26 protein-coding genes are annotated in these 24443 nt (G+C 62.4%); 14 read left to right on the top strand and 12 right to left on the bottom strand.

The features are described 5' to 3' along the window. Nucleotides 1–2 precede the first annotated feature (2 nt). The 4 genes from ACZM22_RS09625 (at nucleotide 3) to ACZM22_RS09610 (ending at nucleotide 4800) form a co-directional block, all read left to right on the top strand. A complete protein-coding gene (locus ACZM22_RS09625; RefSeq protein WP_489543896.1) occupies nucleotides 3–674 on the top strand; it encodes a response regulator transcription factor in 672 nt (223 codons plus the stop codon). 8 nt (nucleotides 675–682) lie between these two features. Continuing rightward, nucleotides 683–2341, top strand: a complete 1659-nt coding sequence (locus ACZM22_RS09620) for a sensor histidine kinase (RefSeq protein ID WP_489543895.1) — start codon at nucleotides 683–685, stop codon at nucleotides 2339–2341. 150 nt (nucleotides 2342–2491) lie between these two features. Continuing rightward, nucleotides 2492–3205 (top strand): ABC transporter ATP-binding protein, encoded by a 714-nt coding sequence (locus ACZM22_RS09615; protein ID WP_484437427.1) that lies wholly within the window; start codon nucleotides 2492–2494, stop codon nucleotides 3203–3205. Continuing rightward, entirely contained in the window at nucleotides 3199–4800 is a 1602-nt protein-coding gene (locus ACZM22_RS09610) for a hypothetical protein (RefSeq protein WP_489543894.1), read from the top strand. Before ACZM22_RS09615 ends, ACZM22_RS09610 begins: the two co-directional genes overlap by 7 nt. A gap of 50 nt (nucleotides 4801–4850) precedes the next feature. Here the strand turns inward: ACZM22_RS09610 and ACZM22_RS09605 are convergent, their stop codons facing one another. Then, entirely contained in the window at nucleotides 4851–5219 is a 369-nt protein-coding gene (locus ACZM22_RS09605; RefSeq protein WP_484437429.1) for a metal-dependent transcriptional regulator, read from the bottom strand. A gap of 230 nt (nucleotides 5220–5449) precedes the next feature. Between ACZM22_RS09605 and ACZM22_RS09600 the strand changes: the two genes are divergently transcribed. From ACZM22_RS09600 to ACZM22_RS09575, 6 genes are all read left to right on the top strand, one after another. Further along, nucleotides 5450–5662, top strand: a complete 213-nt coding sequence (locus ACZM22_RS09600) for a FeoA family protein (RefSeq protein ID WP_489543893.1) — start codon at nucleotides 5450–5452, stop codon at nucleotides 5660–5662. Between the two features lie 38 nt (nucleotides 5663–5700). Next, the gene (locus tag ACZM22_RS09595) at nucleotides 5701–5922 is read left to right on the top strand and encodes a FeoA family protein (protein ID WP_482680495.1); all 222 of its coding nucleotides are present in this window, start codon (nucleotides 5701–5703) and stop codon (nucleotides 5920–5922) included. Between the two features lie 46 nt (nucleotides 5923–5968). Next, entirely contained in the window at nucleotides 5969–8470 is a 2502-nt protein-coding gene (gene feoB / locus ACZM22_RS09590) for a ferrous iron transport protein B (RefSeq protein WP_489543892.1), read from the top strand. Between the two features lie 42 nt (nucleotides 8471–8512). Continuing rightward, entirely contained in the window at nucleotides 8513–8692 is a 180-nt protein-coding gene (locus ACZM22_RS09585; RefSeq protein ID WP_483267727.1) for a FeoB-associated Cys-rich membrane protein, read from the top strand. 75 nt (nucleotides 8693–8767) lie between these two features. Beyond that, entirely contained in the window at nucleotides 8768–9025 is a 258-nt protein-coding gene (locus ACZM22_RS09580) for a heavy-metal-associated domain-containing protein (RefSeq protein WP_489543891.1), read from the top strand. A gap of 108 nt (nucleotides 9026–9133) precedes the next feature. Further along, nucleotides 9134–9754 carry a flavodoxin family protein gene (locus ACZM22_RS09575; protein ID WP_489543890.1) on the top strand — a complete coding sequence of 207 codons (621 nt, stop codon included), beginning with the start codon at nucleotides 9134–9136 and terminating at the stop codon, nucleotides 9752–9754. Here the strand turns inward: ACZM22_RS09575 and ACZM22_RS09570 are convergent. Next, nucleotides 9702–10241 (bottom strand): biotin transporter BioY, encoded by a 540-nt coding sequence (locus ACZM22_RS09570; protein ID WP_483267730.1) that lies wholly within the window; start codon nucleotides 10239–10241, stop codon nucleotides 9702–9704. The genes ACZM22_RS09575 and ACZM22_RS09570 overlap by 53 nt on opposite strands. A gap of 181 nt (nucleotides 10242–10422) precedes the next feature. On the opposite strand from ACZM22_RS09570, the gene ACZM22_RS09565 reads away from it, so the two are divergent. Continuing rightward, nucleotides 10423–11304: a LysR family transcriptional regulator gene (locus ACZM22_RS09565; RefSeq protein ID WP_484437434.1), complete on the top strand. Its 882-nt coding sequence runs from the start codon at nucleotides 10423–10425 to the stop codon at nucleotides 11302–11304. 40 nt (nucleotides 11305–11344) lie between these two features. Here ACZM22_RS09565 and ACZM22_RS09560 read toward each other — a convergent pair whose 3' ends face one another. The 6 genes from ACZM22_RS09560 to ACZM22_RS09535 form a co-directional block, all read right to left on the bottom strand. Next, nucleotides 11345–12529, bottom strand: coding sequence for an ABC transporter substrate-binding protein (locus tag ACZM22_RS09560; protein ID WP_483267732.1), 1185 nt, complete (start codon nucleotides 12527–12529; stop codon nucleotides 11345–11347). Between the two features lie 176 nt (nucleotides 12530–12705). After that, nucleotides 12706–14433: a carbon starvation CstA family protein gene (locus tag ACZM22_RS09555; RefSeq protein WP_489543889.1), complete on the bottom strand. Its 1728-nt coding sequence runs from the start codon at nucleotides 14431–14433 to the stop codon at nucleotides 12706–12708. Further along, a complete protein-coding gene (locus tag ACZM22_RS09550) occupies nucleotides 14430–14969 on the bottom strand; it encodes a DUF8052 family protein (protein ID WP_484424111.1) in 540 nt (179 codons plus the stop codon). Before ACZM22_RS09550 ends, ACZM22_RS09555 begins: the two co-directional genes overlap by 4 nt. A 353-nt stretch (nucleotides 14970–15322) precedes the next feature. After that, nucleotides 15323–16174, bottom strand: coding sequence for a hypothetical protein (locus ACZM22_RS09545; RefSeq protein ID WP_489543888.1), 852 nt, complete (start codon nucleotides 16172–16174; stop codon nucleotides 15323–15325). A 142-nt stretch (nucleotides 16175–16316) separates the two neighbouring features. Continuing rightward, entirely contained in the window at nucleotides 16317–18200 is a 1884-nt protein-coding gene (locus ACZM22_RS09540) for a heavy metal translocating P-type ATPase (protein ID WP_489543887.1), read from the bottom strand. 94 nt (nucleotides 18201–18294) lie between these two features. Next, nucleotides 18295–18513, bottom strand: coding sequence for a cation transporter (locus ACZM22_RS09535; RefSeq protein WP_489543886.1), 219 nt, complete (start codon nucleotides 18511–18513; stop codon nucleotides 18295–18297). A gap of 156 nt (nucleotides 18514–18669) precedes the next feature. Between ACZM22_RS09535 and ACZM22_RS09530 the strand changes: the two genes are divergently transcribed. Next, a complete protein-coding gene (locus tag ACZM22_RS09530; RefSeq protein ID WP_483267738.1) occupies nucleotides 18670–19368 on the top strand; it encodes a metalloregulator ArsR/SmtB family transcription factor in 699 nt (232 codons plus the stop codon). Between the two features lie 154 nt (nucleotides 19369–19522). On the opposite strand, the gene selD is transcribed toward ACZM22_RS09530, so the two are convergent. Genes selD through yedE form a run of 4 tightly spaced genes read right to left on the bottom strand, consistent with a single transcriptional unit; the run spans nucleotide 19523 to nucleotide 22115 of the window. Next, a complete protein-coding gene (gene selD / locus ACZM22_RS09525; protein WP_489543885.1) occupies nucleotides 19523–20560 on the bottom strand; it encodes a selenide, water dikinase SelD in 1038 nt (345 codons plus the stop codon). A gap of 2 nt (nucleotides 20561–20562) precedes the next feature. Further along, the gene (locus tag ACZM22_RS09520; RefSeq protein WP_483267740.1) at nucleotides 20563–20814 is read right to left on the bottom strand and encodes a putative Se/S carrier protein; all 252 of its coding nucleotides are present in this window, start codon (nucleotides 20812–20814) and stop codon (nucleotides 20563–20565) included. Continuing rightward, nucleotides 20811–21017 carry a sulfurtransferase TusA family protein gene (locus ACZM22_RS09515; RefSeq protein ID WP_483267741.1) on the bottom strand — a complete coding sequence of 69 codons (207 nt, stop codon included), beginning with the start codon at nucleotides 21015–21017 and terminating at the stop codon, nucleotides 20811–20813. Before ACZM22_RS09515 ends, ACZM22_RS09520 begins: the two co-directional genes overlap by 4 nt. Nucleotides 21018–21029: 12 nt before the next feature. Next, a complete protein-coding gene (yedE, locus tag ACZM22_RS09510; protein WP_489543884.1) occupies nucleotides 21030–22115 on the bottom strand; it encodes a YedE family putative selenium transporter in 1086 nt (361 codons plus the stop codon). Between the two features lie 168 nt (nucleotides 22116–22283). On the opposite strand from yedE, the gene ACZM22_RS09505 reads away from it, so the two are divergent. Both ACZM22_RS09505 and ACZM22_RS09500 read left to right on the top strand, forming a co-directional pair. Next, nucleotides 22284–23447, top strand: a complete 1164-nt coding sequence (locus ACZM22_RS09505; RefSeq protein WP_484424118.1) for an aminotransferase class V-fold PLP-dependent enzyme — start codon at nucleotides 22284–22286, stop codon at nucleotides 23445–23447. Next, nucleotides 23438–24328 (top strand): selenium metabolism-associated LysR family transcriptional regulator, encoded by an 891-nt coding sequence (locus ACZM22_RS09500; protein ID WP_489543883.1) that lies wholly within the window; start codon nucleotides 23438–23440, stop codon nucleotides 24326–24328. The genes ACZM22_RS09505 and ACZM22_RS09500 overlap by 10 nt, the downstream gene beginning before the upstream one ends. The last annotated feature ends 115 nt before the right edge of the window (nucleotides 24329–24443 follow it).

Below are 24443 nucleotides of genomic sequence, written 5' to 3'. Positions count from 1 at the left end.
CCATGATCTGGTGCGTGGAGGACGACGCCAGTATTCGGGATATCGAAGTATACGCACTGAACTCCACGGGCTTTTCCGCGGAGGGCTTTGCCGATGGCGCGGCCTTCTGGGCGGCGCTGGAGAAGGACCGGCCGGAGCTGGTGGTGCTGGACGTGATGCTGCCGGAGATCGACGGCATCCAGCTGCTGCGCCGCATGAAGGCCGACCCCGCTCTGCGGGATATCCCCGTCATCATGGCCACGGCCAAGGGCGCGGAGTATGACAAAATACTGGGGCTGGATCTGGGAGCGGACGACTACCTGACCAAGCCCTTCGGCGTCATGGAGCTGGTGTCCCGCGTCAAGGCGGTGCTGCGCCGGTGCAGGCCGGTACAGCAGCAGGTGCTGCGCTGCGGCGGCCTTGCCGTGGATACCAAGGAGCACACCGTCACCGCTGACGGCGTGCGGGTGGAGCTGACGTACAAGGAGTTCCAGCTGCTGCGGCTGTTCCTGTCCCATATGGGTACGGCCTTTACCCGCGACCAGCTGATGGAGCAGGTGTGGGGCATGGACTTCTGCGGCGAGAGCCGCACCATCGACATGCACATCCGCACCCTGCGGCAGAAGCTGGGGGCCTATGGCGAGCATATCGAAACGGTGCGCAGCGTGGGCTATCGATGGAGGGCGCAGCTGTGAACAATACCATGACAAGACGTATTTTCCGGTCCACACTGCTGGTGGGCGTGGTGGTGCTGCTGGCGGCGCTGGCGCTGGTGATGGGCGTGCTGTACAGCTACTTTGGCCGCGTGCAGGAGTCCCAGCTGCGGGACGAACTGAGCCTGGCGGCGGTGGGCGTGACCCAGAGCGGTGAGGACTACCTCCGCCAACTGGAGTCCGACCAGTACCGCATCACCTGGGTGGCGGCGGACGGCGCCGTGCTGTACGATACCCAGGCAGATGCCTCCGCCATGGAGAACCACGCCCAGCGGCAGGAGGTGCGGCAGGCGCTGGCCTACGGTGAGGGCGAGAGCAGCCGGTACAGCAGTACCCTGCTGCAAAAGACGGTATACTACGCCAAGCTCCTGCCGGATGGCACGGTGCTGCGCCTGTCCTCCGTCCGCGTGACGGCGGGGGTGCTGATGCTGAATATGCTGCAGCCGCTTCTGCTGCTGGTCATCGCGGTGCTGATCCTGTCCGGCGTGCTGGCCGGACGGCTGGCCAAGCGAATCACCGAGCCTCTGAACCGCCTGGATCTGGAGAACCCTCTGGAGAACGATACCTATGAGGAGCTGGCGCCCCTGCTGCGGCGGATGGAGCACCAGCGCCGCCAGATCGGCCGGCAGATGGACGAACTGAAGCAGCGGGCCGAGGAATTCCAGCAGATCACCGGCAGCATGAACGAGGGCCTGGTGCTGCTGGACGAGAACGGCGCCATCCTCAGCATCAACCCGGCGGCCCAGCGCCTGCTGGGCACCGACAACGCCTGTGTGGGTCAGGATATCCTGACGGTGGACCGCGATGTATCCCTCAGCGACGGCCTGCGCACTGCGGCGCAGGAGGGCCACAGCGAGTTCCGCGGCCGGCGCGGCGGCAGAGAGTATCAATTCGACATCAGCCGCATCCAGACGGAGGGCCGTACAGCGGGCACGGTGCTGCTGGTGTTCGACGTGACGGAGCGCGCCTTTGCCGAGCAGAACCGGCGGGAGTTCACCGCCAACGTTTCCCACGAGCTGAAAACGCCCTTGCAGGGTATCATCGGCAGCGCGGAGCTGCTGGAAAACGGCATGGTGAAGCAGGAGGATGTGCCCCGCTTTGTGGGACATATCCGCTCCGAGGCCCAGCGTCTGGTGACGCTGATCGGCGACATCATCCGCCTGTCCCAGCTGGACGAGGGCGAGCCCATGCCAACGGAGACCGTGGACCTGCTGGAGGTGACGCGGGAGGCTGCGGAGAATCTCCAGACTGCGGCGGCGGCCCGTGACGTGACCGTCACGGTGGAGGGTCAGCCGGCGGAGCTGGAGGGCGTGCGCCGCCTGCTGTACGAGATCGTGTATAACCTGTGCGACAATGCCATTAAGTACAACGTTACCGGCGGCCGCGTGGACTTGTCGGTATCGTGTACCGGCGGTACCGCCGCCGTCATGGTGCGGGATACGGGCATCGGCATCCCCGCCGACCAGCAGGATCGTGTGTTCGAGCGGTTCTACCGCGTGGACAAGAGCCATTCCAAGGCATCCGGCGGCACGGGCCTGGGGCTGTCCATCGTGAAGCACGCCGTCCAGTATCACCACGGCGTCATCGAACTGAAAAGCGAGCTGGGAAAGGGCACGGAGATCCGCGTCACGTTCCCCGTCAAGGCATAACGCGGCGGTGCGCTTCCGTTTTCAGGGAGCGCACCGCTTTTCCTGCCCGCTGTGTTGACAGGGCGGGGGGCAGCCCGTATAATAAACTCGTATGCGACCATCCATTGGACCGTCCGCGCCCGTTGGCGGCGCGGCACAGAGGAGAGTATTATGCTGAAGATCCAGCACCTGACCAAGACTTACGGCGATAAGAAAGCCGTAGATGATCTGAGCCTGCACATCCAGGCCGGAGAGATCTACGGCTTCATCGGCCACAACGGCGCCGGTAAGACCACCACGCTGAAGGCGGCGGTGGGCATCCTGCCCTTCGATGAGGGGAACATCACCATCAACGGCCGCTCCATCCAGACCGAGCCGCTGGCCTGCAAGCGGGAGCTGGCGTATATCCCCGACAACCCCGACCTCTACGAATTCATGAGCGGCATCAGATATCTGAACTTTATCGCCGACATCTTCGGCGTCAGCGCGGCAGACCGGCAGGCCCGCATCCGCGACTACGCGGCGCGGTTCGAGCTGACGGACGACCTGGCCCAGCCCATTGCTGCCTATTCCCACGGCATGAAGCAGAAGCTGGCTATTATCGCCGCCTGGCTGCACCGGCCCAGACTCGTTATTATGGATGAGCCCTTCGTGGGTCTGGATCCCAAGGCGTCCCACCTGCTGAAGGGCATGATGCGGGAGCTGTGCGATCAGGGCGGGGCCATCTTCTTCTCCACCCACGTGCTGGAGGTGGCGGAGAAGCTGTGCGACAAGGTGGCCATCATCAAGGGCGGCCGCCTCATCCGCTCCGGCACCATGGAGGAGGTCAAGGGTGACGACTCTCTGGAGCAGGTGTTCCTGGAACTGGAGGACGAGACATGCTGAGCGTCCTTCTGAAAAAGCAGCTGACGGAGATCTTCCGCAACTATTTCTATAACCCCAAGACCAACAAGGCCCGTTCCAAGGCGGCGGTGGCCGCCTACATCGTGCTGTTCGCGGTGCTGATGGTGGTGATCCTGGGCGGCATGTTCACGGTCCTGTCCGCGGCTCTGTGTACGCCGCTGACCGCCGCGGGTCTGGACTGGCTGTACTTCGCGCTGATGGCCCTGCTGGCCACGCTGCTGGGCGCCTTCGGCAGCGTGTTCAACACCTACTCCGGGCTGTATCTGGCCAAGGACAACGACCTGCTGTTGAGCATGCCCATCCCCGTCAACACCCTGATGGCATCCCGCCTGCTGGGCGTGTACCTGATGGGCCTGATGTACAGCGGCGTGGTGATGCTGCCGGCGGTCATCGTCTACTGGGCGGCCACGCCTGCACCGACCGCCGCCGTGATCGGCGGCGTGCTGCTGGTATTCCTGCTGTCCGTGTTCGTATTGGCGCTGTCCTGTGCGCTGGGCTGGCTGGTGGCCAAGATCAGCCAGAAGCTGAAAAATAAGAGCTTCATCACTGTGGTACTGTCGCTGGTGTTCTTCGGCGCTTACTACTTCTTCTATTTCAAGGCCGAGGACCTGCTGCAGGAGCTGCTGCGCAGCGCCGCCGTCTACGGCGCACGGATCAAGGGCGCGGCCTATCCGCTGTACCTGCTGGGCAGGGTGGGCACCGGCGACATTACGGCCATGCTGACGGTCTCGGCGGTGATACTGGCACTGTTTGCGGCACTGTGGGTCCTGCTGCGCCGCAGCTTCATCCGGATCGCCACCGCCACCGGCCAGTCGGCCAAACGGGCCTATCGGGAGAGGGCGGCGGTGCGCCGCTCCGTGTCGTCGGCGCTGCTGAGCAAGGAGCTGCGCCGCTTCACCGCCAGCCCCAACTACATGCTCAACTGCGGGATGGGCGTCCTGCTGATGCCGCTGGCGGGCTTCACCCTGCTGTGGAAGGGGCCCGACATCCGCGCCGCTTTGGGCGCGGCTCTGGGGGCCGAGGCGGGAGCGTACCTGTCGGTGATGCTGACGGCGGCGCTGTGTATGCTGGCGGCCATGAACGACATGGCGGCGCCCTCCGTGTCCTTGGAGGGAAAGAGCCTGTGGCTGCTCCAGTCTCTGCCGGTGACGCCGTGGCAGGTGCTGCGGGCCAAGCTGCGGTTCCAGCTGCTGCTGACGGCCATACCGGTGCTGGTGTGCCTGGTGTGCGCGGTCATCGCGCTGCCCATGGCGGCGGCGGAGACAGCGCTGATGGCGGTACTGACCCTGCTGTTCGTGGCGTTTTCGGCCCTGCTGGGGCTGACGCTGGGCCTGAAGATGCCCCACCTCCACTGGACCAGCGAGCTGGCGCCCATCAAGCAGAGCGCCTGCGTGGCCATCACCCTTCTGGGCGGCTGGGGCTACGCGCTGGTGCTGCTGTTCGGCTTCCTGCTGGCGGGGCAGCGTCTGGGCGCGGCGGCGTACATGGGCATCTTTGCCGTGCTGACACTGCTGGCCTGTGTGTGGCTGTACCGCTGGCTGAAAAAGAAGGGCGTCGTGGTGTTCGCGGCCCTGTAAACGCAAAAAAAAGACGCCTTTGCACGTGCAAAGGCGCCTTTCCGCATCTCTTACAGGTGGTCCCGCGCATGGCGGCAGATGGCCTCGAAGCTGGTCTGGCTGATGTCGTGCTCCATTTTGCAGGCATCGGCCTCCGCCGTCTCCCGATCCACGCCCAGTGCCATCAGGAAGCGGGTCAGCGTCTGGTGCCGGTCCAGCATGCTGGAGGCGATGGACATCCCCTGCTCCGTCAGGGTGATGAGCCCGTCCTTATCCATGGTGATGTACCCGTTCTCCCGCAGCCGCTTGGTGGCATACGTCACGCTGGGCTTCGTCACGCCCAGCTTCTCTGCGATGTCGATGGAGCGGACATACCCGTGCTCCTTCTGCATCATCAGCATGGCCTCCAGGTAATCCTCAGACGCCCTCAGTATCTGCATAAAATTCACCAACGTTCCGTTTCAGAGTACCTATACGTTAACACAGTTTAACCAAATTTGCAAGGGGCGAAAAAAATTGATAACAGGGGCTTGACAAAAGCGGTTAGATGTACTAAACTATCTCCGCTGGTTAGATATGGCTAACCTCCTGTATAAATGGCGGCAGTGACAGCCATTCTTTTTCAGACACAGGTTAGTGCAGACTAACCGTAGAAAACGGAGGGAATAACATGATGCCTTTGGCTTTGGCAGATGTGGGAACGGAGAATCTGATCCTCAAGGTGGGCGGTTCTCCGGAGGTCAAGAAGCATCTGGAGGATCTGGGCTTTGTGGCCGGCGGGACCGCCACGGTGGTGGCGTCCATGAGCGGCAACATCATCGTCAAGGTGAAGGAGGCCCGTGTGGCCATCAGCGAGGAAATGGCCCGCAAGATCATGGTATGAATAAGTCCATAAAAAACACATAGAAGGAGAGAACAACAATGAAAACGTTACGTGAAGTGAAGATCGGCGAGACTGCCAAAGTCGTAAAGCTCCACGGCGAAGGCCCCGTCAAGCGCCGGATCATGGACATGGGCATCACCAAGGGCGTGGAAGTTTACGTCCGCAAGGTAGCGCCTCTGGGCGACCCTATGGAGGTCACTGTCCGCGGCTATGAGCTGAGCCTGCGCAAGGCGGATACCGAGATGATCGAGGTCGAGTGATTTTTGTGAGTCATGGTTAAGTTAAACTAACCGAAAGGAGAGACATATGGAAAAACAAATCAAGATCGCGTTGGCGGGCAACCCCAACTGCGGTAAGACCACGCTGTTCAATGCGCTGACCGGCTCCAACCAGTTCGTTGGTAACTGGCCCGGCGTCACCGTGGAGAAGAAAGAGGGCCGTCTGAAGAAGCACGAGGACGTGGTCATCATGGACCTGCCCGGCATCTACTCCCTGTCCCCCTACACGCTGGAGGAAGTGGTTGCCCGTAACTATCTGATCAATGAGCGCCCCGATGCCATCCTGAACATCATTGACGGTACCAACCTGGAGCGCAACCTCTACCTGACCACTCAGCTGACCGAGCTGGGTATCCCCGTTGTCATCGCCATCAATATGATGGACGTGGTCCGCAAGAACGGCGACCAGATCAACGTGGCTGAGCTCAGCCGCGAGTTGGGCTGCAAGGTGATGGAGATCTCCGCCCTGAAGGGTGACGGCGTCATGGCCGCCGCAGAGGCTGCTGTGGAGGCTGCCGGCAACACCAGGACCATCCCCATGCACACCTTCTCCGGCCCCGTGGAGCACGCCATCGCCCACATTGAGGAGGCAGCCGTACATAATATGCCCGAGGAGCAGCAGCGCTGGTACGCCATCAAGATCTTCGAGCGTGACGACAAGGTGCTGGAGCAGCTGAAGATCGACGCCACCGTCATGGGCCACATCGAGGAGGACATCAAGGCCGCCGAAAAGGAGCTGGATGACGACGCGGAGAGCATCATCACCAACGAGCGCTATGTCTATATCGCCCAGATCATCAAGGGCTGCTACAAGCAGAAGAAGGCCAAAGGCGAGCTGTCCGCTTCCGATAAGATCGACCGCATCGTGACCAACCGCTGGCTGGGCCTGCCCATCTTCGCACTGGTCATGTTCCTGGTGTACTGGATCGCCATGGTGGCCGTGGGCGCCCCCGCTACCGATTGGGCCAACGACGGCGTGTTCGGCGACGGCTGGCACCTGCTGGGCATCGGCTCCAGCGCCTACAACGATGCCAGCGATGAGTACACCGCCTCTGTGCAGGCTGTGGAAGCTTTCCTGGGCATTGAGATCGACACCGAGGCGGAAGACTTCGATGCTGATGCCATTCTGGCTCAGGTGAATGCCTTCACCTCCGACAGCAACGCCACCGCTGCGGTGGACGTGGAGGACGAGGAGACTCTGGCGATCAATACCATGACCGCCTACTACGACGCCATCCCTGACGGCGCCGATGAGGACACCACCATTGGCGTCACCTACGTGGACGCTGCGGCTTACCTCAATGAGAACGGCTTTGACGAGCCCGACCCCGCCGACTACGGCGTGTGGGTCCCCGGTATCCCTGTTCTGATCGGCGACGCGCTGGAGTCCTCCGGTACGGCTGACTGGCTGAGCGGCCTGATCCTTGACGGTATCGTGGCCGGTGTCGGCGCCGTTCTGGGCTTTGTTCCCCAGATGCTGGTGCTGTTCCTGATGCTGGCCTTCCTGGAGGCCTGCGGCTATATGGCTCGTATCGCCTTTGTTCTGGACCGTATCTTCCGCAAGTTCGGCCTGTCCGGTAAGTCCTTCATCCCCATGCTCATCGGCGTGGGCTGCGGTGTGCCCGGTGTTATGGCCTCCCGTACCATTGAAAATGAGCGTGACCGTCGTATGACCATCATGACCACCACGTTCATCCCCTGCGGCGCGAAGGTGCCCTTCATCGCCATGATCGCCGGCGCCCTGTTCAACGGCAGCGCCATCGTGTCCACCTCCGCTTACTTCATCGGCATGGCTGCCATCATCATCTCCGGCATCATGCTGAAGAAGACCAGAATGTTTGCCGGCGACCCCGCTCCCTTCGTTATGGAGCTGCCCGCCTACCACTGGCCCACTCTGGGCAACGTGCTCCGTTCCATGTGGGAGCGCGGCTGGTCCTTCATCAAGAAGGCCGGTACCATCATCCTTCTGTCCACCATCTTCGTGTGGTTCACCACCTACTTCGGCTGGGTGGACGGTACGTTCCGCATGCTGGATGAGTCCGAGATCGACTCCTCCATTCTGGCTGCCATCGGCGGCGCCATCGCTTGGATCTTTGCACCTCTGGGCTGGGGCAACTGGCAGGCTACCGTGGCCTCCATCACCGGTCTGGTGGCCAAGGAGAACATCGTCGGCACTCTGGGCATCCTGTACGGCGGCGGCGACGGCAGCGTCTACGACGCTATGGCTGCAGCGTTTACCGGTATCACCGGTTACAGCTTCCTGGTGTTCAACCTGCTGTGCGCTCCCTGCTTCGCGGCGATCGGCGCTATCAAGCGTGAGATGAACAACGCCAAGTGGACCTGGTTCGCCATCGGCTATCAGTGCGGCTTCGCCTATGTCATCGCCCTGATGATCAACCAGTTCGGCAACCTCTTCACCGGCAGCGCCAACGTTCTGGGCGTGATCGTGGCGGTCATCCTGCTGGCCGGCCTGATCTACATGCTGGTCCGCCCCTACAAGGAGGCCACCAAGCTCAGCGCCAGAGTCTGATGACCTGAGCGACCCTGATTTACAAGCAAAGGAGTGATTTTCATGCTGGATTGGATCGCGGCAAACCTTGCCACCATATTGATTTGTGCCTTACTGATCGTCATCGTATTCCTCATCGTCAGATACCTGCTGCGTCAGAAGAAGGCGGGAAAAAACTCCTGCGGTGCCGGCTGCGCGCACTGTGCCATGCACGGTGAGTGCCATGGCGGGCACAAGGGATAACCGTGCAAGACCTCCGGCGGCAGCCGGAGGTCTTGACACATTTCAAATTCGTGTTTTCAAATTGGAGGTATCATCATGATCGAAACGATTCTGAAGATCGACGGTATGGCCTGCGGCATGTGCGAGAGCCACATCAACGATGTGGTGCGCCGCACCTGCAGCGTGAAGAAGGTCACGTCCTCCCACACCAGAGGTGAGACGGTGATCCTGTCGGAGCAGCCGGTGGACGAGGCGGCGCTGCGTGCCGCCATCAAGGATACGGGTTACGAGGTGAAGGAAGTCTCCTCCGCGCCCTGCGAGAAGAAGGGACTGTTCGGCGTGTTCAAGCGCTGACGTCCTCTTGCGCCGCCATGCGCGGTGTGCTATCCTGTGTATAGAGGAAAAGACCCCCGTGCCGCTGAGGCGGCACGGGGGTCTCACGATAATAGAGGAGGGACTGCCATGAGAATGACCGTACTGTTCGGAAGCCCGCGGGGCGCCAAGAGCAACACCCGCGCACTGCTGATGCCGCTGCTGGAGACGTGGCGTCAGGCGGGCCACGCGGCGGAGATCTACGACCTCTACGACCTGAAAATCGAGGGCTGCCGCGCCTGTCTGGGCTGTCAGCAGGACTGGGAGGCGCCCGCCTGCGTTCTGGACGACGACATGCAGCCCATATTTGACAGCATCCTCCGAAGCGACTTGACGCTGCTGGCCACGCCCATCTACTCCTGGTACTGCACCGCCCCCGTGAAGGCGGCGCTGGACCGGCTGGTCTACGCCATGGACAAGTACTACGGCCCGCGTGGCAAGGGCCCTGCGCTGCTGGCGGGCAAGCCCATGGCGGCGGTGCTGACCTGCGGCTACCGGTCGGAGAAGGGGACAGACCTCTTTGCGGAGGGGATGCGCCGCTGGTGCCGCCATACCGGTATGCGCTGGCTGGGCAGTCTGGAGGAGCGCCACATGGGCTACGGTACCGTGTTCATGGACGGCGAAAAGGCGTCTCACGCCCGAGCCTTCGCCCAGACGCTTATGACGCAGCTGACAGACGCTTCTGCAGCAGGGGGGCCAGCAGCGCGGTGACGGCGATCTTCAGCATGTCCCCGGGCAGGAACGGCAGCATACCGGCCCATAGGATGGCGGAGACATCCATGCCCTTGCCCATGTACCCGTTGAGGATCACCGCCATGTAGGGCAGGCCCACGGCATACAGCATGGCGAGGCCCGCCAGACACGCCGCCGCCGTCCGCAGGGGCCGCAGCTCCCGCTTGGCCGTCAGCAGGCCGATGAGCCACGCCGTGGGGATGAGCCCGATGAGGAAGCCGCAGGTGGGCTGCATCAGGTACGACAGCCCGCCGCCCTGGGTGAAGATTGGCAGGCCGATGAGCCCCAGCGCCACATACACCGCCTGACTGGCCGCGCCGTAGGCGGGGCCCAGCAGGCATCCGGCCATAGCGGTGCAGAGGAATTGCAGCGTGATGGAGGAGTATCCCAGCGGAATGCGGATAAACGCGCCTGCGGCGGTGAGTGCGGCAAACAGCGCGGTACGGGTGAGCTTACGGGTATTCATAGGCGTGAGTCCTTTCCGTTTTTTTCCATTGTACCCTGCCGCCCCACCGCCGTGCAATAGGCAGGAAGCATAAAAAAGCCGCCATTGCGGAGCGGCTTTTTTACCGCGGACGCAGGCGGCACTTGCGGTTTCCGCGGTGGTATAGTACAATCAGAAAAACGACACGACAGGAGGGACGACCATGGAGACGGCACGGTGCAGAGCCTTTGTGGTGGCAGCGGATACCGGCAGCTTTTCCAAAGCGGCGGAGGCCCTGAGCTACACGCCCTCCGGCGTGAACCAACTGGTGACGGCGCTGGAGAAGGAGCTCGGCTTTCCGCTGTTCCGCCGGAATACCAAGGGCGTAAGCCTGACGGAGAACGGACGTCTGCTGTTGCCTGCCATCCGCAAGTTCCTGCGGCAGGAGGACCGCATCTTCGAGCTGTCGGCGGAGATGAACGGCCTGCTCATCGGCAGCGTCAACATCGCGGCCTATTCCAGCATCGCCACCCACTGGCTGCCGGCGGTGATCGGCGCGTTCCAGCGGGACTACCCGCAGATACATGTGAACCTGCTGGAGGGCATCTGGCAGGAGGTGGCCCAGTGGCTGGACGACCGCACGGCGGATATCGGCTTCCTCAGCTATCAGGAGGACATGCCCTACGATTGGATACCCCTGGCGGAGGATCCCATGCTGGCCCTGCTGCCAAAGGACCACCCGCTTGCCCGCGCCAAAGCCTATCCACTGGCCAACTGCGCCGTGGACCGGTTCATCATGCCTGCCAAGGGCTGCGACGACGACCTGATGGCCCTGTTCCACCGGACGGGTATCGTGCCCAACGTGCAGTTCACCACGCTGGAGAGCCTCTCCGCCATGTCCATGGTAGAGCAGGGGCTGGGTATGAGCGTCATGAATAAGCTCATCACCGAGAGGCGCGTCTGCGACATCGTGATGCTGCCGGTGGACCCGCCCGCCTCCATCACACTGGGCATCGCCCTCCACTCCAAAGCAGACCTGTCCCCCGCAGTGCGGATGTTCCTGAAATACGCGGTGCGGATGCTGACGCGGCAGAAAAAAACGTAAAAAAACACCTCCTGCCGAGACAGGAGGTGTTTTTTTACGCTCAGCTGAAGAACGCTGCGGTGTCGATCTGCTGATAGCCGCCGAAGCTGGAGGGGCAGGCGAAGATCTGCTTCGCCAGCTCCTGACCCAGGAACATCCGGGTGATCTCATTGGTCTTGGCGGTCATGTCCACATCGGCGAACAGGTCGGGATACACCACCTTGGCGGCGTACCAGGCGTTGGCCAGCGCGATCTCGTGGTTGGTGTAGTAGGCGTTGTAGGCCATCTCCAGATAGACCTGCCCGTTTTCCCAGGCCTTGCAGCCGTCAAACAGGCGGGGGTCCTCCTGATACAGCGGCGCGATGTTCTTCACCGCCGCCGCGTCCAGGATCATGATGTCCATGCTGTCGCCCAGCGCCGCGAACTTCTCCGCCTCGATGGGCTGCACACCGTCCTTGCCCAGGTCCGTGGCCACATTGCGGATGTTGGCCACGCGGAACGCGGCGTAGCTCTGGGAAGTCATCAGATGGTCCGTGGTGCCCCAGTTGCCCAGCCCACAGATGTACACGCCGGGCCTGTCCTCATCCGCCACACCGGCAGTGCGGCTGGTGAGCTCCGCAGTCTGGCTGTCGATGAAGGCGATGAGCTCCTGTGTCCGCTCCTGCCGTCCGAACAGCTGGCCCAGCAGCTGCAGGGAGGTCCGGAAGGCATCGTCAAATACGCCGTCGGGGCCGGTGCTGGTGGTGATGACCGGCACGCCCACCTGCTCCTGCAGGGCGTCGGCCTTCTCCACGTCCTTGTACTCGGAGATGATGATGTCCGGCTGGCAGGCGAGGATCTTCTCCGCCTCCGCCGCCTGGGCGTTGGGGCCGCCCACGCCGCAGGAGGGCAGCTGGGCGAACACGTCGCCGTAGGCCATCACGTAGGGCCGCGCCACGTTGTCAAACATCTTGGGCCGCTCAGAGAGCGTGGTGTTGTCAATGTCCTCCACGCCGCACAGCAGCGCCGCATCGCCCACGTAGCTGTAGATCCGCAGGGCCCCTGCGCCGATGCACACCACACGCTGATAGCTGCCGGGGATGACAGTGACCTCGCGGCCGATCATATCGGTGACGGTAACGGCGCCGTCTGTGCTCTGATCCGGCTCAGGGTCGGGCGCGGCGTCCGGCGTCTTGCCGCCGCAGCCCACGAGGCCCAGCGCCATCACCATGGCCAGCAGCAGCGCGATCCATCTTTTTCGGTTCATATGGGGTCCTCCTTGGCTCATTTGCAGTAGCCCTATTATAGCGGAAATGCCGTCCGTATGCAAGCAGGGAGGGGAGCCTCCTGCTGACGGACGGCATTTTCCGCAGGACGTGACAAAGGGTCTCCGCCATGCGGAGACCCTTTGTCTGAGAAGTGAAATGGTGAGGAAATGCTGTTTTACTTGGCAGCCGCTGCCTTGGCGTTGCGGCTCAGAGCACGGATGCCCTCCACCACCAGGTCGATGGCCAGGATGACCAGCAGAACAGCGATGATGCCGCGGATGTAGAACCATGCCACACCGTCGCCGCCGGCCATGATGCCGACGATCTGAGCCTTGATGGTGAACACCAGAGAGGTCAGAGTCACGATCAGCATGAAGAACATGGGGAAGTAGAACATCTTGTTGTTGCGGCCGATCTTACCCAGCCAGCAGCACACGGCCAGCAGACCCAGAGCAGCCAGCAGCTGGTTGGCAGCGCCGAACAGAGCCCAGATCTTGGCGTAACCGGTGAGGCCCAGAGCCACGCCGGCCACCACAGTGATGGCGGTAGCAACGTAGGGATTGGTGATGACGCGCTTCCAGCCGGTCAGGTCCTCGCGGGTCTTACCAGGCTCCACGAAGAACTCAGCGAACATGTAGCGGGCCAGACGGGTAGCGGTATCCACAGAGGTCAGGCAGAACGCGGACACAGCCAGGATCAGCATGGAGTACACGGCGTTGTAGCAGCCGCTGCCGAACACCTTGGAGAACATGGAGGCAAGGCCCGTGGCGAACACGACGGTAGGCGTCGTGGTGGTGCCGTCAGCATAGGAAGCCCAGATGTAACCAACAGCGCAGACGGAGATCAGAGCCAGAGCGCACTCGATCAGCATGCCGCCGTAAGCGATGGGCTTGGCGTCCTTCTCCTGATCCAGCTGCTTGGAGGTGGTGCCGGAGCCCACCAGGGAGTGGAAGCCGGACACAGCGCCGCAGGCGATGGTCACGAACAGAGCGGGGAACATGTAGCCCAGAGACGTGCCGGAGGGAGCCAGCGTGTCATAGAAGCCGGTGAAGGCGGGCATATCCACCACGGGATGAGCGCCGATGATACCCACGATAGCCAGGATCATCATGCCGTACAGCAGGAAGGAGCTCAGGTAGTCACGGGGCTGCAGCAGGATCCACACGGGGGTGACGGAGGCCACAGCGATGTACAGACCCACGATGATCATCCACACGGTGTAGCTCAGATAGATGGGGTGCCAGTTCAGGCCGATGACCATGCAGACCGCGATGCCGATGACGCCGATGACAGTGGAGATGCCCAGAGGCGCGTTGCGGCGATAGACAAAGAAGCCGAAGATGATGGCCATCAGGATGAACATGATGGAGATGATGGCGGTGGAGGCATTGGCGGCGGAAGCAGCCAGATCCACAGCGCCGTCAGCGGTGTAGGTAGCCTTGAAGGTGTTGGCCACGATGGAGGCGAAGGCCGCCACCACCAGGATCAGGGTCAGATAGGCGAAGATGATGAACAGCTTCTTAGCCTTGGCGCCGATAGCGTCGCCGATGACCTCGCCGATGGACTCACCCTTATGGCGGATGGAGGCGAACAGAGAACCGAAGTCATGGACGCCGCCGAAGAAGATACCGCCGATCAGGACCCACAGCATCACAGGGACCCAGCCAAACACAGCGGCCTGGATGGGGCCGTTGATGGGGCCGGCGCCGGCGATGGAGGAGAAGTGATGGCCCATCAGTACGGGAGCCTTGGCAGGGCAGTAATCCTTACCGTCCTCCATGGTATGAGCAGGCGTCGGACGGGAGTTGTCCACGCCCCACTTCTTGGCCAGCCAACCGCCGTAGAAAATATAGCCTACGACCAGGACGGCACAGCCAATGATCAGGAACAAAGCAGCATTCATAAAGCTCTCTCCTTTCTGAACAGTTTTTTCTTTTGCTTATGAAACAGGCCCTGATTCAGGACCTGCGCTGCACTGTGTCCGCTGCGGTTGGTGCTGACCTTCTCCTCGGGCAGGACCACCAGCGCGGTATGAAAATCCATCCAGCCCCAATAGGACATCCGGAAGCTCTTGTAGAGCTTACAGCGCATCAGCGCCTGCCGTGCGTCCTCATCACAGCTGTCGCACACGAACAGCGTGGTGATGTACGTATACATATGGGTGGGACCCGGCTGGATACGGGCCATGCCGTGCTCATACGCCATCTTTTCGCAGGACTCGTAGATATCCCTGGTCAGATGGGGCACGCTGAACACGTAGACATACTCGAAGCTCTTGGCCTCCCAGAGCTTCGCCTTTTTGGAGAGAACGTACTTGTCACTGAGCGCGTAAAAGTCCATGGTGACAGCCAGCGGCGTCTGCTCCGCGCTGCAGCGGTTGATGTCGAACTGGCTCTGGTAGATGGTACAAAGCCGCTCAACAGCCTCCTCACGTGTCATGGCAAAGCCTCCTCTCGCGTTAAGTTCTTAGCGCCGCGCCGATATTTCATCACAAGATTTCGTAATGGAAATCATGAAAGAAAATACAGTTAAAAGTGACGATTTTCGCATTTCGAAAACGTTATCACGGCATTGAACCTTCGCTACATACTATACGCTTTACGTTTTTGACTTTCAAGGGGCAAAAACTTACAATTTTTTGGTGTTAATTTTATGTAAATTTTGTGTTGATTTTAACAAAGCTCCCATGTATACTGAGAATAATGCTGTATACCTGTCCGGCAGGTGCAATGAGAAAGGCCGCCCCATTCGGGGCGGCCTTTCTCATTGCTTTCACGGGCGTCCTGCTCGGCTCAGATAGTGCCGGAGATCGTCAGCGTGCTGATGCCGGGACTGACGCTGTACGCGCCGGCGGCATTCTGAGTGAACGTGGCGGCGGGCACCGTGATGACGCCCGCCACTGTGGCGAACTGTCCGGTGGCGGCATCGTAGGTGTACTGCGTCGGCGCGGTCAGGGCCGTTCCGTTCAGCGTCACCGTCAGATCGCTGAGCCGCGGGTCGAAGGTATCCGTCACCACCAGACTGTCTGCCGCCTCCGCCGCGGCATTGCCGGTGTTCTGGATGACGAAGGTGTAGGTCAGCCGCCCGTTGGCTGCTACCTCCGTGGGGGACAGGGCCTTGCTGATAGTCAGCGCCGGTCCTGTGGCGGGGGACACCGTCTCCGTGGCTGTCACGGCATCGGGCAGCCCCGCGCCGGTGACGGTGACGGTGTTCACTACACTGTCCTCCGCGCCCAGGGGTGCGAAAGCGGTGGGCTCCGCCTCATAGGCGATGACGGTGCTGCCGCCTGCGGGCACGGTGATACCGGTGATGGTCAGAGGCGGACCGGCGGTGACGGCAGGAGCCGCCTGCAAAACGCCGTTCCGGTAGTACCGCACGGAGCCTGCGGTGTAGGCCAGCGGATAGACCGTGGCGCCGTTGAAGGTGTAGCCGCCCAGATCGTCGGCCACGGCGAGACCGGTCAGGTCCGCCGTACCGGCGTTGACCAGCGTGATAAGATAGGTGATGGGACGCCCGCTGCGGTAGGTGGGCACCACCGCCGTTTTCGTGGCGGTCAGTACCTCCAGCAGCTCGCCGGTGGTGATGTTGGAGCTGGCGGTGCCGCCGTTGTAGGTGAGGGTAGCTTGATTGGTAAATGTTGCCATGAAATGACCTCCTGAGTCCAGTCTGCGGAGCACTGCCCCGCACGCCATTGTATGCGCCGCAGCCCTGTGGTGCGCAGACCGGCCCCAATAAAGGAGGGAACGCCGCAGGGCGTTCCCTCCTTTATTTATATATAGGTATCGCTCACAGGTTGTGTACCCGCAGGGCGCGGATGGCATTGAGCACCGCCAGCACCATGACGCCCACGTCGGCGAAGATGGCGGCCCACATGTCCGCCAGACCGATGGCCACCAGAGCCAGGCACGCGAACTTGATGACCAGCGCGAACACGATGTTCTGGTACACGATGCCGATGCACTTGCGGGAGATCTTGATGGCCTTGGCAATCTGCATGGGCTCATCGTCCATCAGCACGATGTCGGCGGCCTCGATGGCGGCGTCGCTGCCCATGGCGCCCATGGCGATGCCGATGTCAGCGCGGCTCAGCACGGGGGCGTCGTTGATGCCGTCGCCCACGAAGGCCAGCTTGGCCTTGCCCCGCTGCTGGCCCAGCAGCTCCTCCACCTTGCTGACCTTGTCGGCGGGCAGCAGGTCGCTGCGCACCTCGTCTACGCCCAGCTCCGCCGCCACGGCCTCCGCCACGCGCTTGGTGTCGCCGGTGAGCATGACAGTCTTGTCCACGCCGGCCCTGTGCAGTACGGCGATGGCCTCCTTGGCGTGGGGCTTCACCACGTCGGAGATCACGATGTGACCGGCGTACTGGCCGTCCACCGCCATGTGGATGATGGTGCCCACACTGTGGCAGTCGTGGTAGGGGATGCCCAACTGTTCCATGAGCTTGCTGTTGCCGGCGGCCACGGCTGCGCCGTCCACTCTGGCGGTGACGCCGTGTCCGCTGAATTCCCGGATGTCGGTGACACGGCTGCGGTCGATGGGCCTGCCGTAGGCGCGCTGCAAGCTTTTGCTGATGGGATGGGAGGAGGCGCACTCCGCCAGCGCCGCGTACTCCAGCAGCTTGGCCTCGTCCATCTCATTGTGGTGGACGGCGGTGACCTGGAACACGCCCTTGGTCAGGGTGCCGGTCTTGTCAAACACCACACACTTCACCCGGGACAGCGTCTCCAGATAGTTGGAGCCCTTGACGAGGATGCCCTCCTTGCTGGCGCCGCCGATACCGGCGAAGAAGCTCAGGGGGATGCTGACTACCAGCGCGCAGGGGCAGCTGGTAACAAGGAACGTCAGGGCGCGGTAGATCCACTGCTCCCACTGACCGTCCATGCCGCCCGCCAGCCGGATCACCGGCGGCAGGATGGCCAGCGCCAGAGCGCTGTAACACACGGCGGGGGTGTAGATGCGGGCGAACCTGGCGATAAAGTCCTCGGAGCGGGACTTGCGGGAGCTGGAGTTTTCCACCAGCTCCAGGATCTTGGACACGGTGGATTCGCCGAACTCCTTGGTGGTGCGGATCTTCAGCAGGCCGGTCATGTTGATGCAGCCGCTGATGATCTCGTCTCCCTCCTGGGCGTCACGAGGCAGGCTCTCGCCGGTGAGGGCGCTGGTGTTCAGGGTGGAGCGGCCCTCCGTGATGACGCCGTCGATGGGGACCTTCTCGCCGGGCTGCACCACGATGACGGTGCCGATGGCCACCTCATCGGGATCTACCTGCACCAGCTGGCCGTCCTGCTCGATATTGGCGTAGTCGGGGCGGATGTCCATCAGGGCGCTGATGTTCTTGCGGCTCTTGCCCACGGCGTAGCTCTGGAACAGTTCACCGATTTGGTAGAACAGCATGACGGCGATGGCCTCATTGTAGTCGCCGCTCTTTTCATAGATGGCCAGAGCGAAGGCGCCGATGGTGGCCACGGCCATCAGAAAGTTCTCGTCAAACACGCGGCCGTTGAGGATGCCCTGTCCGGCCTTCTTCATAATGTCGCAGCCGATGACCACGTATGTCACCAGATACAGCGCCAGCCGCAGCCAGCCGGTGACGGGGATAAAGTGCAGCGCTGCCAGCATGACCGCCGCGATGATGATGCGGATGAGCATCTTTTTCTGCTTTTTTGTCATGGGTCTGGGCTCCTTTCACAAAATTGCGGAAGCGATACGGCATAAGGGAGGCGTCCCGCCTGCCGTGCAGATGGGACGCCCGTCTCCGGGTGGATCAAAGCTCGATCTCGCAGTCAGGCTCCACTTTCTTACAGGCCTTCAGCACGTCCTTCATGACCTTCTTGGGATCGGCGCCCTCGGCAAATTCCACGATCATCTTCTGGGTCATAAAGTTGACCACGGCGGAGGCAACGCCCTCGGTCTTCTCGGCGGCTTCCTCCATCAGATTGGCACAGTTGGCGCAGTCGACTTCGATGGCATAGGTCTTTTTCATGGGATATGCTCCTTTCGTGTACATAAAAGATTAAGTACTTGTTTAATCATCATGGCCGTAGTATAATGCGGAAAAGGGAAAAAGTCAATGGTGCCGGGGAGAAGATGCCCAAAGCGGCGAAAACCATTTCCGAACGGGCGAAAAGGAGGAAAAGAAATGGAACATACCGGCCTGCCCCACGACCACGGGGAGGAACAGAACCACACGGCGGCCATGCAGGAGCTGCTCCGAGACGGGGCGCATTTTCAGAATATCGCGGATATTTTCCGCCAGCTGGGGGACCCCAACCGTATCCGCATTTTCTGGCTGCTGTGCCACTGTGAGGAGTGCGTGGTGAACATCGCGGCCATGGTGGACATGTCCAGCCCCGCCGTATCCCACCATCTGCGGGTGCTGAAGGACAGCGGCCTGCTGTCCAGCCGCCGCGAGGGGCGGGAGGTGTACTATCGCGCCTCCGACGCGGCCCAGAGCCGCCTGCTCCACGAGATGATCGAGCAGGTGATGGACGTGGCCTGCCCCCGCTGGCGGGAAGAAGCGGAGCAGGTGAAGATCATCCGCGAGATCCACGACGATCTGGCCCAGCACATGGACCGGCGCGTCACCATCGAGGAGCTGGCCCACCGGTATCTTATCAACCCCACCACGCTGAAAACCGTGTTCAAGGAGGTCTACGGCAGCTCGCTGGCGGCCCACATGAAGGAGCACCGGATGGAGCGGGCGGCGGCGCTGCTGCGGGAGACGGACCTCAGTGTGGCGGAGATCGCGGGGCAGGTGGGCTACGAGAGCCAGAGCAAATTCACCGCGGCCTTCAAGGAGCAGTTCGGGCAGCTGCCCAAGGAATACCGGCGGAATTGACGGTTCATGATGAAGAAATAAGAGACGGACGCGGCTGCGTCCGTCTCTTTTGCGTATTTGGGGAGTTTGCGCCGTGTTTCAGCGCGAAAAGGCTGCAAATTTCCGAAGTTTACCCAACAGGGCATGCGTTCCGCGCCGCGTGACATGCGGTATCTCACTCCAGCACGATCCAACTGTCCTGTTTTTCGGTGACGTAGCCCACGGCGGCAGCGGTGGGGATAGCGTCCCGCAGCTCCCGCAGGCAGACCTCCGCGTCCTTCTCCGCCACGGCCATCAGCAGGCCGCCGCTGGTCTGGGGGTCGTACAGCAGATCCTGCATGGTGCGGCTGATGCCGCCGCGGACGGTGACGCCCGCTTCGGCATAGTCGCGGTTGCGGTAGGCGCCGGCGGGGAGGAAGCCCATGTCCGCCAGCTCCCATGCCTCGGGGTGGTACGGCACATCGGACGTTCGGATGTGAATGGTACAGCCGCTGCCCTGTGCCATCTCGAAGCTGTGGCCCAACAGAGCGAAGCCCGTTACATCGGTACAGCTGTGGACGCGGTACTTGACCATGATATCACGGGCCGTCTTGTTCAGCGCGGCCATCTGGCGGTAGATGCGCTGCATCACCGTCTCCTCCACCAGCCCCGCCTTGGCGGCGGTGGTCAGGACGCCCACGCCCAGAGGCTTCGTCAGCAGCAGCACGTCGCCGGGCTTAGCGCCGCTGTTGGTCAGGATCCTTTTGGGGTGGACAAAGCCGGACACGGCCAGGCCGTAAATGGGCTCCGCGCCGTGGATGGTGTGGCCGCCGGTGATGATGGCGCCGGCCTCGTAGGCCTTGTCGTAGCCGCCCCGCAGCAGCTCCTGCACCATCTCTCCGGTCATGGACTCCGGCAGGCACAGGATGTTCAGCGCCAGCCTGGGCTCGCCGCCCATGGCGTACACGTCGCTGATGGCGTTGGCCGCGGCGATCTGCCCGTACAGGAACGGATCGTCCACGATCGGCGGGAAGAAGTCGGTGGTCTGTACCAGCGCCGTATTCTCGTCCAGATAGTAGACGCTGGCGTCGTCGGACCGGTCATAGCCTACCAGCAGACGGGGGTCGCTGTGGGTGCGGAAGCCCTCCAGCAGGTGGACCAGCGTACCGGCCCCGACTTTTGCGCCGCAGCCGGCGCAGGATGCCAGCTTTGTCAGTTTGACTTCCGTTTCCATGGTCAGCCCTCCGTCTCGTCGATGTGATATACCGCAGTGTAGCTTTTCCCGTCCCACGCCGCCACCTGCTCCACGTCCTGCGCCGACTCGCCCTCCGGACGGAGCCAGCGTTCCTCGCAGCGGACGCAGGTGCCGCAGCTGCTGCTGAGGTCCCGGGGAACCGGCATGACGCGGCAGGAGATGCCCTGCCCGTCGCACAGGAGCTTATAGCGGGTGGCGCCGAAGTGGGAGAAAAATGTGGCAAAATAGGTCATTTGGTGAAGGTCAGCGTCCACTCACCGCCGTTTTCGGCGGTGTTGACCTTATAGCCCATGTGCTGGGCGTAGCGGGTGGTGTTCTCGCGGGAGGCGTGGTTGTCCACAATGATCTGATAGCTGTCCTCGCCGGAGGCCATGGCGGTGCGCAGCAGCACCACGGGCTCGGGGCAGGAAAGGCCGCGTGCGTCGATGGTTTTCATAATAAGTCCTCCTTATGCTTTTTTCTGAAAGGTGTTCAGGCAGCCAATGAGAGCCACCGCCGCAAGGCCGATGACCACGGCGAGCTTACCGGCACCGGTGGGGCCGGCGGCGCTGGAGGCCAGGCCGAAGTTGTGAGCAAAGGCAGCGCCCACCACCAGACCCAGCACCGTCACGGCGCTGTCGGAGTTGCCCTCGCCGGACAGCACCAGCTGGCGCAGGGGGCAGCCGCCCAGCAGCACGCAGCCGAAGCCCACCAGCAGCATGCCCAGGCAGTTCCACAGGCCGTCGGTGTGCGCCACGGGTTGATCGGCGAAGCCCAGGTGGAAGAAGGCGGCGTCGGTGACACCGTTGAGGATCAGGTTGCAGACCAGCGCGCTGATGAGGATGGCACCGAAGCCCATGATGAGCTTGGGCTCGCGGAACAGCACCACGTCACGGATGCCGCCCACCATGCACAGACGGGTGCGCTGGGCCAGAGCGCCCACAATGAGACCGGCGGCAAGGCTGATGAGGATGGGAGCGTGCTTGGCGCCGGGGCCGCCGCCGGCTTCGGTGAAGAAAATGAAGGCGGGAGCCGCCACCAGCAGGATGAACACGATCACCTGAATGGCGGGGAACAGGAAGCCGTCCAGCCTGGTCTGGGTGTAGGTGCGCTTCAGGGAGTAGCCGCGCTTCAGGAAGAACACGCCGGCCAGGATGCCCAGAGCGAAGCCCAGCAGACCCAGCAGGGCGTTGAGGTCGCCGCCGGCCAGACGCAGGATCATACGGAAGGGGCAGCCCAGGAACATCAGGCAGCCGATCATCACAAAGAAGCCCAGCACAAAGCGGGTGACGGGAGCGCTGCCGCCCTTGGCGGAGAACTCCTTGCGGCACAGGGCCACGATAAAGCTGCCCAGCACCAGACCCACGATCTCGGGGCGGATGTACTGTACGGCGGCGGCACGGTGCAGGCCCAGACCGCCGGCGGTATCACGCAGGAAGCAGGCTATGCAGAAGCCCATGTTGGAGGGGTTGCCGAAGTAGACCAGCAGTGACGCGATGACGCCGATCATCAGTCCGGCGATGACGATCTGCCATCTTTCGCGGTTGACATTCATGTGTTTTTCTCCTTTTTCTGTTTTCGTTATGGGCAATATAATGTGTCCTAATGTTACCACCCGACATGGGGGGAAGTCTAATAGCAATTATTGATAATTCCACTAAAATTATTTGATTTCTAAATAAATTGATGGTAGGATAAAAGGGAGAAAAAGGGAGGGATACCCATGGAGCGCATCTATCTGGACAACGCCAGCACCAGCTTTCCCAAGGCGGAGGGCGTGGCGGAGGCCATGTGCGGCTATGTGCAGAACTGCGGCTGCAACGTCAGCCGCGGCGGCTACGACGAGGCGTATCAGGCGGAGGAGCAGGTGCTGGACACGCGGCAGCGGCTGACCCGCCTGTTTCACGGCCCCGACTGCCGCAACGTGGTGTTCACCAAGAACATCACCGAGAGCCTGAACGTGCTGCTGAAGGGTCTGCTGCGCAGCGGCGACCACGTGCTGGTGTCCGCCATGGAGCACAACGCCGTGATGCGGCCTGTGGTCCAGCTGGCGGGCAGGGGCGTGACCTTCGACCGCATCCCCTGCGGCGCGGACGGCAGCCTGCGCATGGAGGAGGCGGAGAAGCTGCTGCGGCCGGAGACGAAGGCTGTGGTGATGCTCCACGGCAGCAATGTGTGCGGTACGCTGATGCCGGCGGAGGAGATGGGGGCGTTCTGCCGCCGCCACGGCCTGGTATTCATTTTGGACACGGCACAGACGGCGGGGACGTTTCCCATCGACATGGAGGCCATGCACATCGACGCGCTGGCCTTTACGGGACACAAGGGCCTGCTGGGCCCGCAGGGTATCGGTGGATTCCTGCTGCGGCCGGAGCTGACGGGGCGGATCGAGCCGCTGCTGTCCGGCGGCACCGGCAGCGTCAGCCATCTGGAGGAGGTGCCCGCATTCATGCCGGACCGCTTCGAGGCGGGGACGCTGAACCTGCCGGGGATCATGGGACTGCACGCGGCGCTGGTGTGGCTGGAGCAGCAGGGCATGGACAACATCCGCCGTCATGAGCTGGCGCTGACGGGCCGGTTTCTGGAGGGGCTGCGGGACATTCCGAAGCTGCGGGCCGTGGGGCGGGACGGCGTGGAGGGACGCGCCGCCGTGGTGTCCGTGGCCTGCGAGGGCATGGACCCCGCCTTTCTGGCGGATGCGCTGGGACGGGAGTACGGTGTGCTGACCCGCGTGGGGCTGCACTGCGCGCCCAACGCCCACAAGGTGCTGGGCACCTATCCCACCGGTACGGTGCGGTTCTCCTTCGGGCCGCAGAACACGGAGGCGCATGTGGACGCGGCGCTGAAGGCGCTGCGGGAGCTGAGCGGGAGGGACGCATGGAACTGAAGCAATTGCAGTCCTTCTGCGCGGTGGTGCAGTACCGCAGCTTTACCAGAGCGGCGGAGAAGCTGTACCTCTCCCAGCCCACGGTGAGCACACACATCCGGCAGCTGGAGGAGGAGTTCGGCTCGCGGCTCATCGTGCGCACCACCAAGTCCATCGAGGTGACGCCCCGGGGGCAGGAGCTGTACGCCTGCGCCTGCGGCATCGTACACCTGCGGGACGACCTGCTGCGCAGCTGGAGCGACGAGGACGAGAAGGTTATCCGCATCGGCGCGTCCACCATCCCGTCGGCCTACATCCTGCCCCAGATCCTGCCGGCGTTCCGGCGGGAGCATCCGGCCCCGCAGTTCCATGTGTTCCAGAGCGACAGCGAGGGAATCGCCGAGGGACTGCTGACCGGCAGCTTCGATGTGGGGCTCATTGGCGCGCGCATCCATGAGGAGGCGCTGGAGCTGACGCCGTTCTACGAGGACCGGATGGTGCTCATCACGCCGGTGAACGAACACTTCCGGCAGTTGGCGGCGCAGGGTGTCACCGTGGAGGACATCTGCCGCGAGCCGATGCTCCTGCGGGAGAAGGGCAGCGGCAGCAAGAAGTGTATCAACGCCTACTTCCAGCAGATGGGGGTGGAGGAGAGCCGACTGACCATTACGGCGCGGCTCAACGATCAGGAGTCCATCAAGAATCTGGTGGCCGGCGGGCTGGGGGTGTCCATCATCTCGGAGAAGGCGGCGGAGGATGCCCGTGACGCGGGACGGCTGCTGACGTTCGTCCTGCCGGGCGATGGGGCACAGAGACGGCTGTACGCCGCCTGTCGCCGCGGGGCGCCGGTGAACCGGCAGACGCGGCAGTTTCTGGACTTCGTCATCGGGTTCTACCAATAAAAAAGACCGCTGCACGATGCGGCGGTGACTTAGGAAAACATTGAAGCAAGGAACGGTGTAGCTTAACGGCTATGCCGTTCTTTGCTCTTTTTTACTTGTGTTGCGGGCATTTTCG

It is taken from the genome of Vescimonas sp., from assembly GCF_057856985.1.
The sequence above is the reverse complement of the archived record's forward strand: the minus strand, read 5'-3'. Positions and strand labels throughout refer to the sequence as shown.

What these genes read in the sequence shown, in the direction of transcription:
- ACZM22_RS09585 (WP_483267727.1), top strand. Translation starts at nt 8,513, where the DNA reads ATGCTGGATTGGATCGCGGCAAACCTTGCCACCATATTGATTTGTGCC.
- ACZM22_RS09575 (WP_489543890.1), top strand. Translation starts at nt 9,134, where the DNA reads ATGAGAATGACCGTACTGTTCGGAAGCCCGCGGGGCGCCAAGAGCAAC.
- ACZM22_RS09505 (WP_484424118.1), top strand. Translation starts at nt 22,284, where the DNA reads ATGGAGCGCATCTATCTGGACAACGCCAGCACCAGCTTTCCCAAGGCG.
- ACZM22_RS09610 (WP_489543894.1), top strand. Translation starts at nt 3,199, where the DNA reads ATGCTGAGCGTCCTTCTGAAAAAGCAGCTGACGGAGATCTTCCGCAAC.
- ACZM22_RS09515 (WP_483267741.1), bottom strand. Translation starts at nt 21,017, where the DNA reads ATGAAAACCATCGACGCACGCGGCCTTTCCTGCCCCGAGCCCGTGGTG.
- ACZM22_RS09605 (WP_484437429.1), bottom strand. Translation starts at nt 5,219, where the DNA reads ATGCAGATACTGAGGGCGTCTGAGGATTACCTGGAGGCCATGCTGATG.
- ACZM22_RS09530 (WP_483267738.1), top strand. Translation starts at nt 18,670, where the DNA reads ATGGAACATACCGGCCTGCCCCACGACCACGGGGAGGAACAGAACCAC.
- ACZM22_RS09500 (WP_489543883.1), top strand. Translation starts at nt 23,438, where the DNA reads ATGGAACTGAAGCAATTGCAGTCCTTCTGCGCGGTGGTGCAGTACCGC.
- ACZM22_RS09550 (WP_484424111.1), bottom strand. Translation starts at nt 14,969, where the DNA reads ATGACACGTGAGGAGGCTGTTGAGCGGCTTTGTACCATCTACCAGAGC.
- ACZM22_RS09555 (WP_489543889.1), bottom strand. Translation starts at nt 14,433, where the DNA reads ATGAATGCTGCTTTGTTCCTGATCATTGGCTGTGCCGTCCTGGTCGTA.
- ACZM22_RS09540 (WP_489543887.1), bottom strand. Translation starts at nt 18,200, where the DNA reads ATGACAAAAAAGCAGAAAAAGATGCTCATCCGCATCATCATCGCGGCG.
- ACZM22_RS09565 (WP_484437434.1), top strand. Translation starts at nt 10,423, where the DNA reads ATGGAGACGGCACGGTGCAGAGCCTTTGTGGTGGCAGCGGATACCGGC.
- feoB (WP_489543892.1), top strand. Translation starts at nt 5,969, where the DNA reads ATGGAAAAACAAATCAAGATCGCGTTGGCGGGCAACCCCAACTGCGGT.
- ACZM22_RS09535 (WP_489543886.1), bottom strand. Translation starts at nt 18,513, where the DNA reads ATGAAAAAGACCTATGCCATCGAAGTCGACTGCGCCAACTGTGCCAAT.
- ACZM22_RS09625 (WP_489543896.1), top strand. Translation starts at nt 3, where the DNA reads ATGATCTGGTGCGTGGAGGACGACGCCAGTATTCGGGATATCGAAGTA.
- ACZM22_RS09545 (WP_489543888.1), bottom strand. Translation starts at nt 16,174, where the DNA reads ATGGCAACATTTACCAATCAAGCTACCCTCACCTACAACGGCGGCACC.
- ACZM22_RS09580 (WP_489543891.1), top strand. Translation starts at nt 8,768, where the DNA reads ATGATCGAAACGATTCTGAAGATCGACGGTATGGCCTGCGGCATGTGC.
- yedE (WP_489543884.1), bottom strand. Translation starts at nt 22,115, where the DNA reads ATGAATGTCAACCGCGAAAGATGGCAGATCGTCATCGCCGGACTGATG.
- ACZM22_RS09620 (WP_489543895.1), top strand. Translation starts at nt 683, where the DNA reads ATGACAAGACGTATTTTCCGGTCCACACTGCTGGTGGGCGTGGTGGTG.
- ACZM22_RS09520 (WP_483267740.1), bottom strand. Translation starts at nt 20,814, where the DNA reads ATGACCTATTTTGCCACATTTTTCTCCCACTTCGGCGCCACCCGCTAT.
- ACZM22_RS09600 (WP_489543893.1), top strand. Translation starts at nt 5,450, where the DNA reads ATGATGCCTTTGGCTTTGGCAGATGTGGGAACGGAGAATCTGATCCTC.
- ACZM22_RS09595 (WP_482680495.1), top strand. Translation starts at nt 5,701, where the DNA reads ATGAAAACGTTACGTGAAGTGAAGATCGGCGAGACTGCCAAAGTCGTA.
- ACZM22_RS09570 (WP_483267730.1), bottom strand. Translation starts at nt 10,241, where the DNA reads ATGAATACCCGTAAGCTCACCCGTACCGCGCTGTTTGCCGCACTCACC.
- ACZM22_RS09615 (WP_484437427.1), top strand. Translation starts at nt 2,492, where the DNA reads ATGCTGAAGATCCAGCACCTGACCAAGACTTACGGCGATAAGAAAGCC.
- ACZM22_RS09560 (WP_483267732.1), bottom strand. Translation starts at nt 12,529, where the DNA reads ATGAACCGAAAAAGATGGATCGCGCTGCTGCTGGCCATGGTGATGGCG.
- selD (WP_489543885.1), bottom strand. Translation starts at nt 20,560, where the DNA reads ATGGAAACGGAAGTCAAACTGACAAAGCTGGCATCCTGCGCCGGCTGC.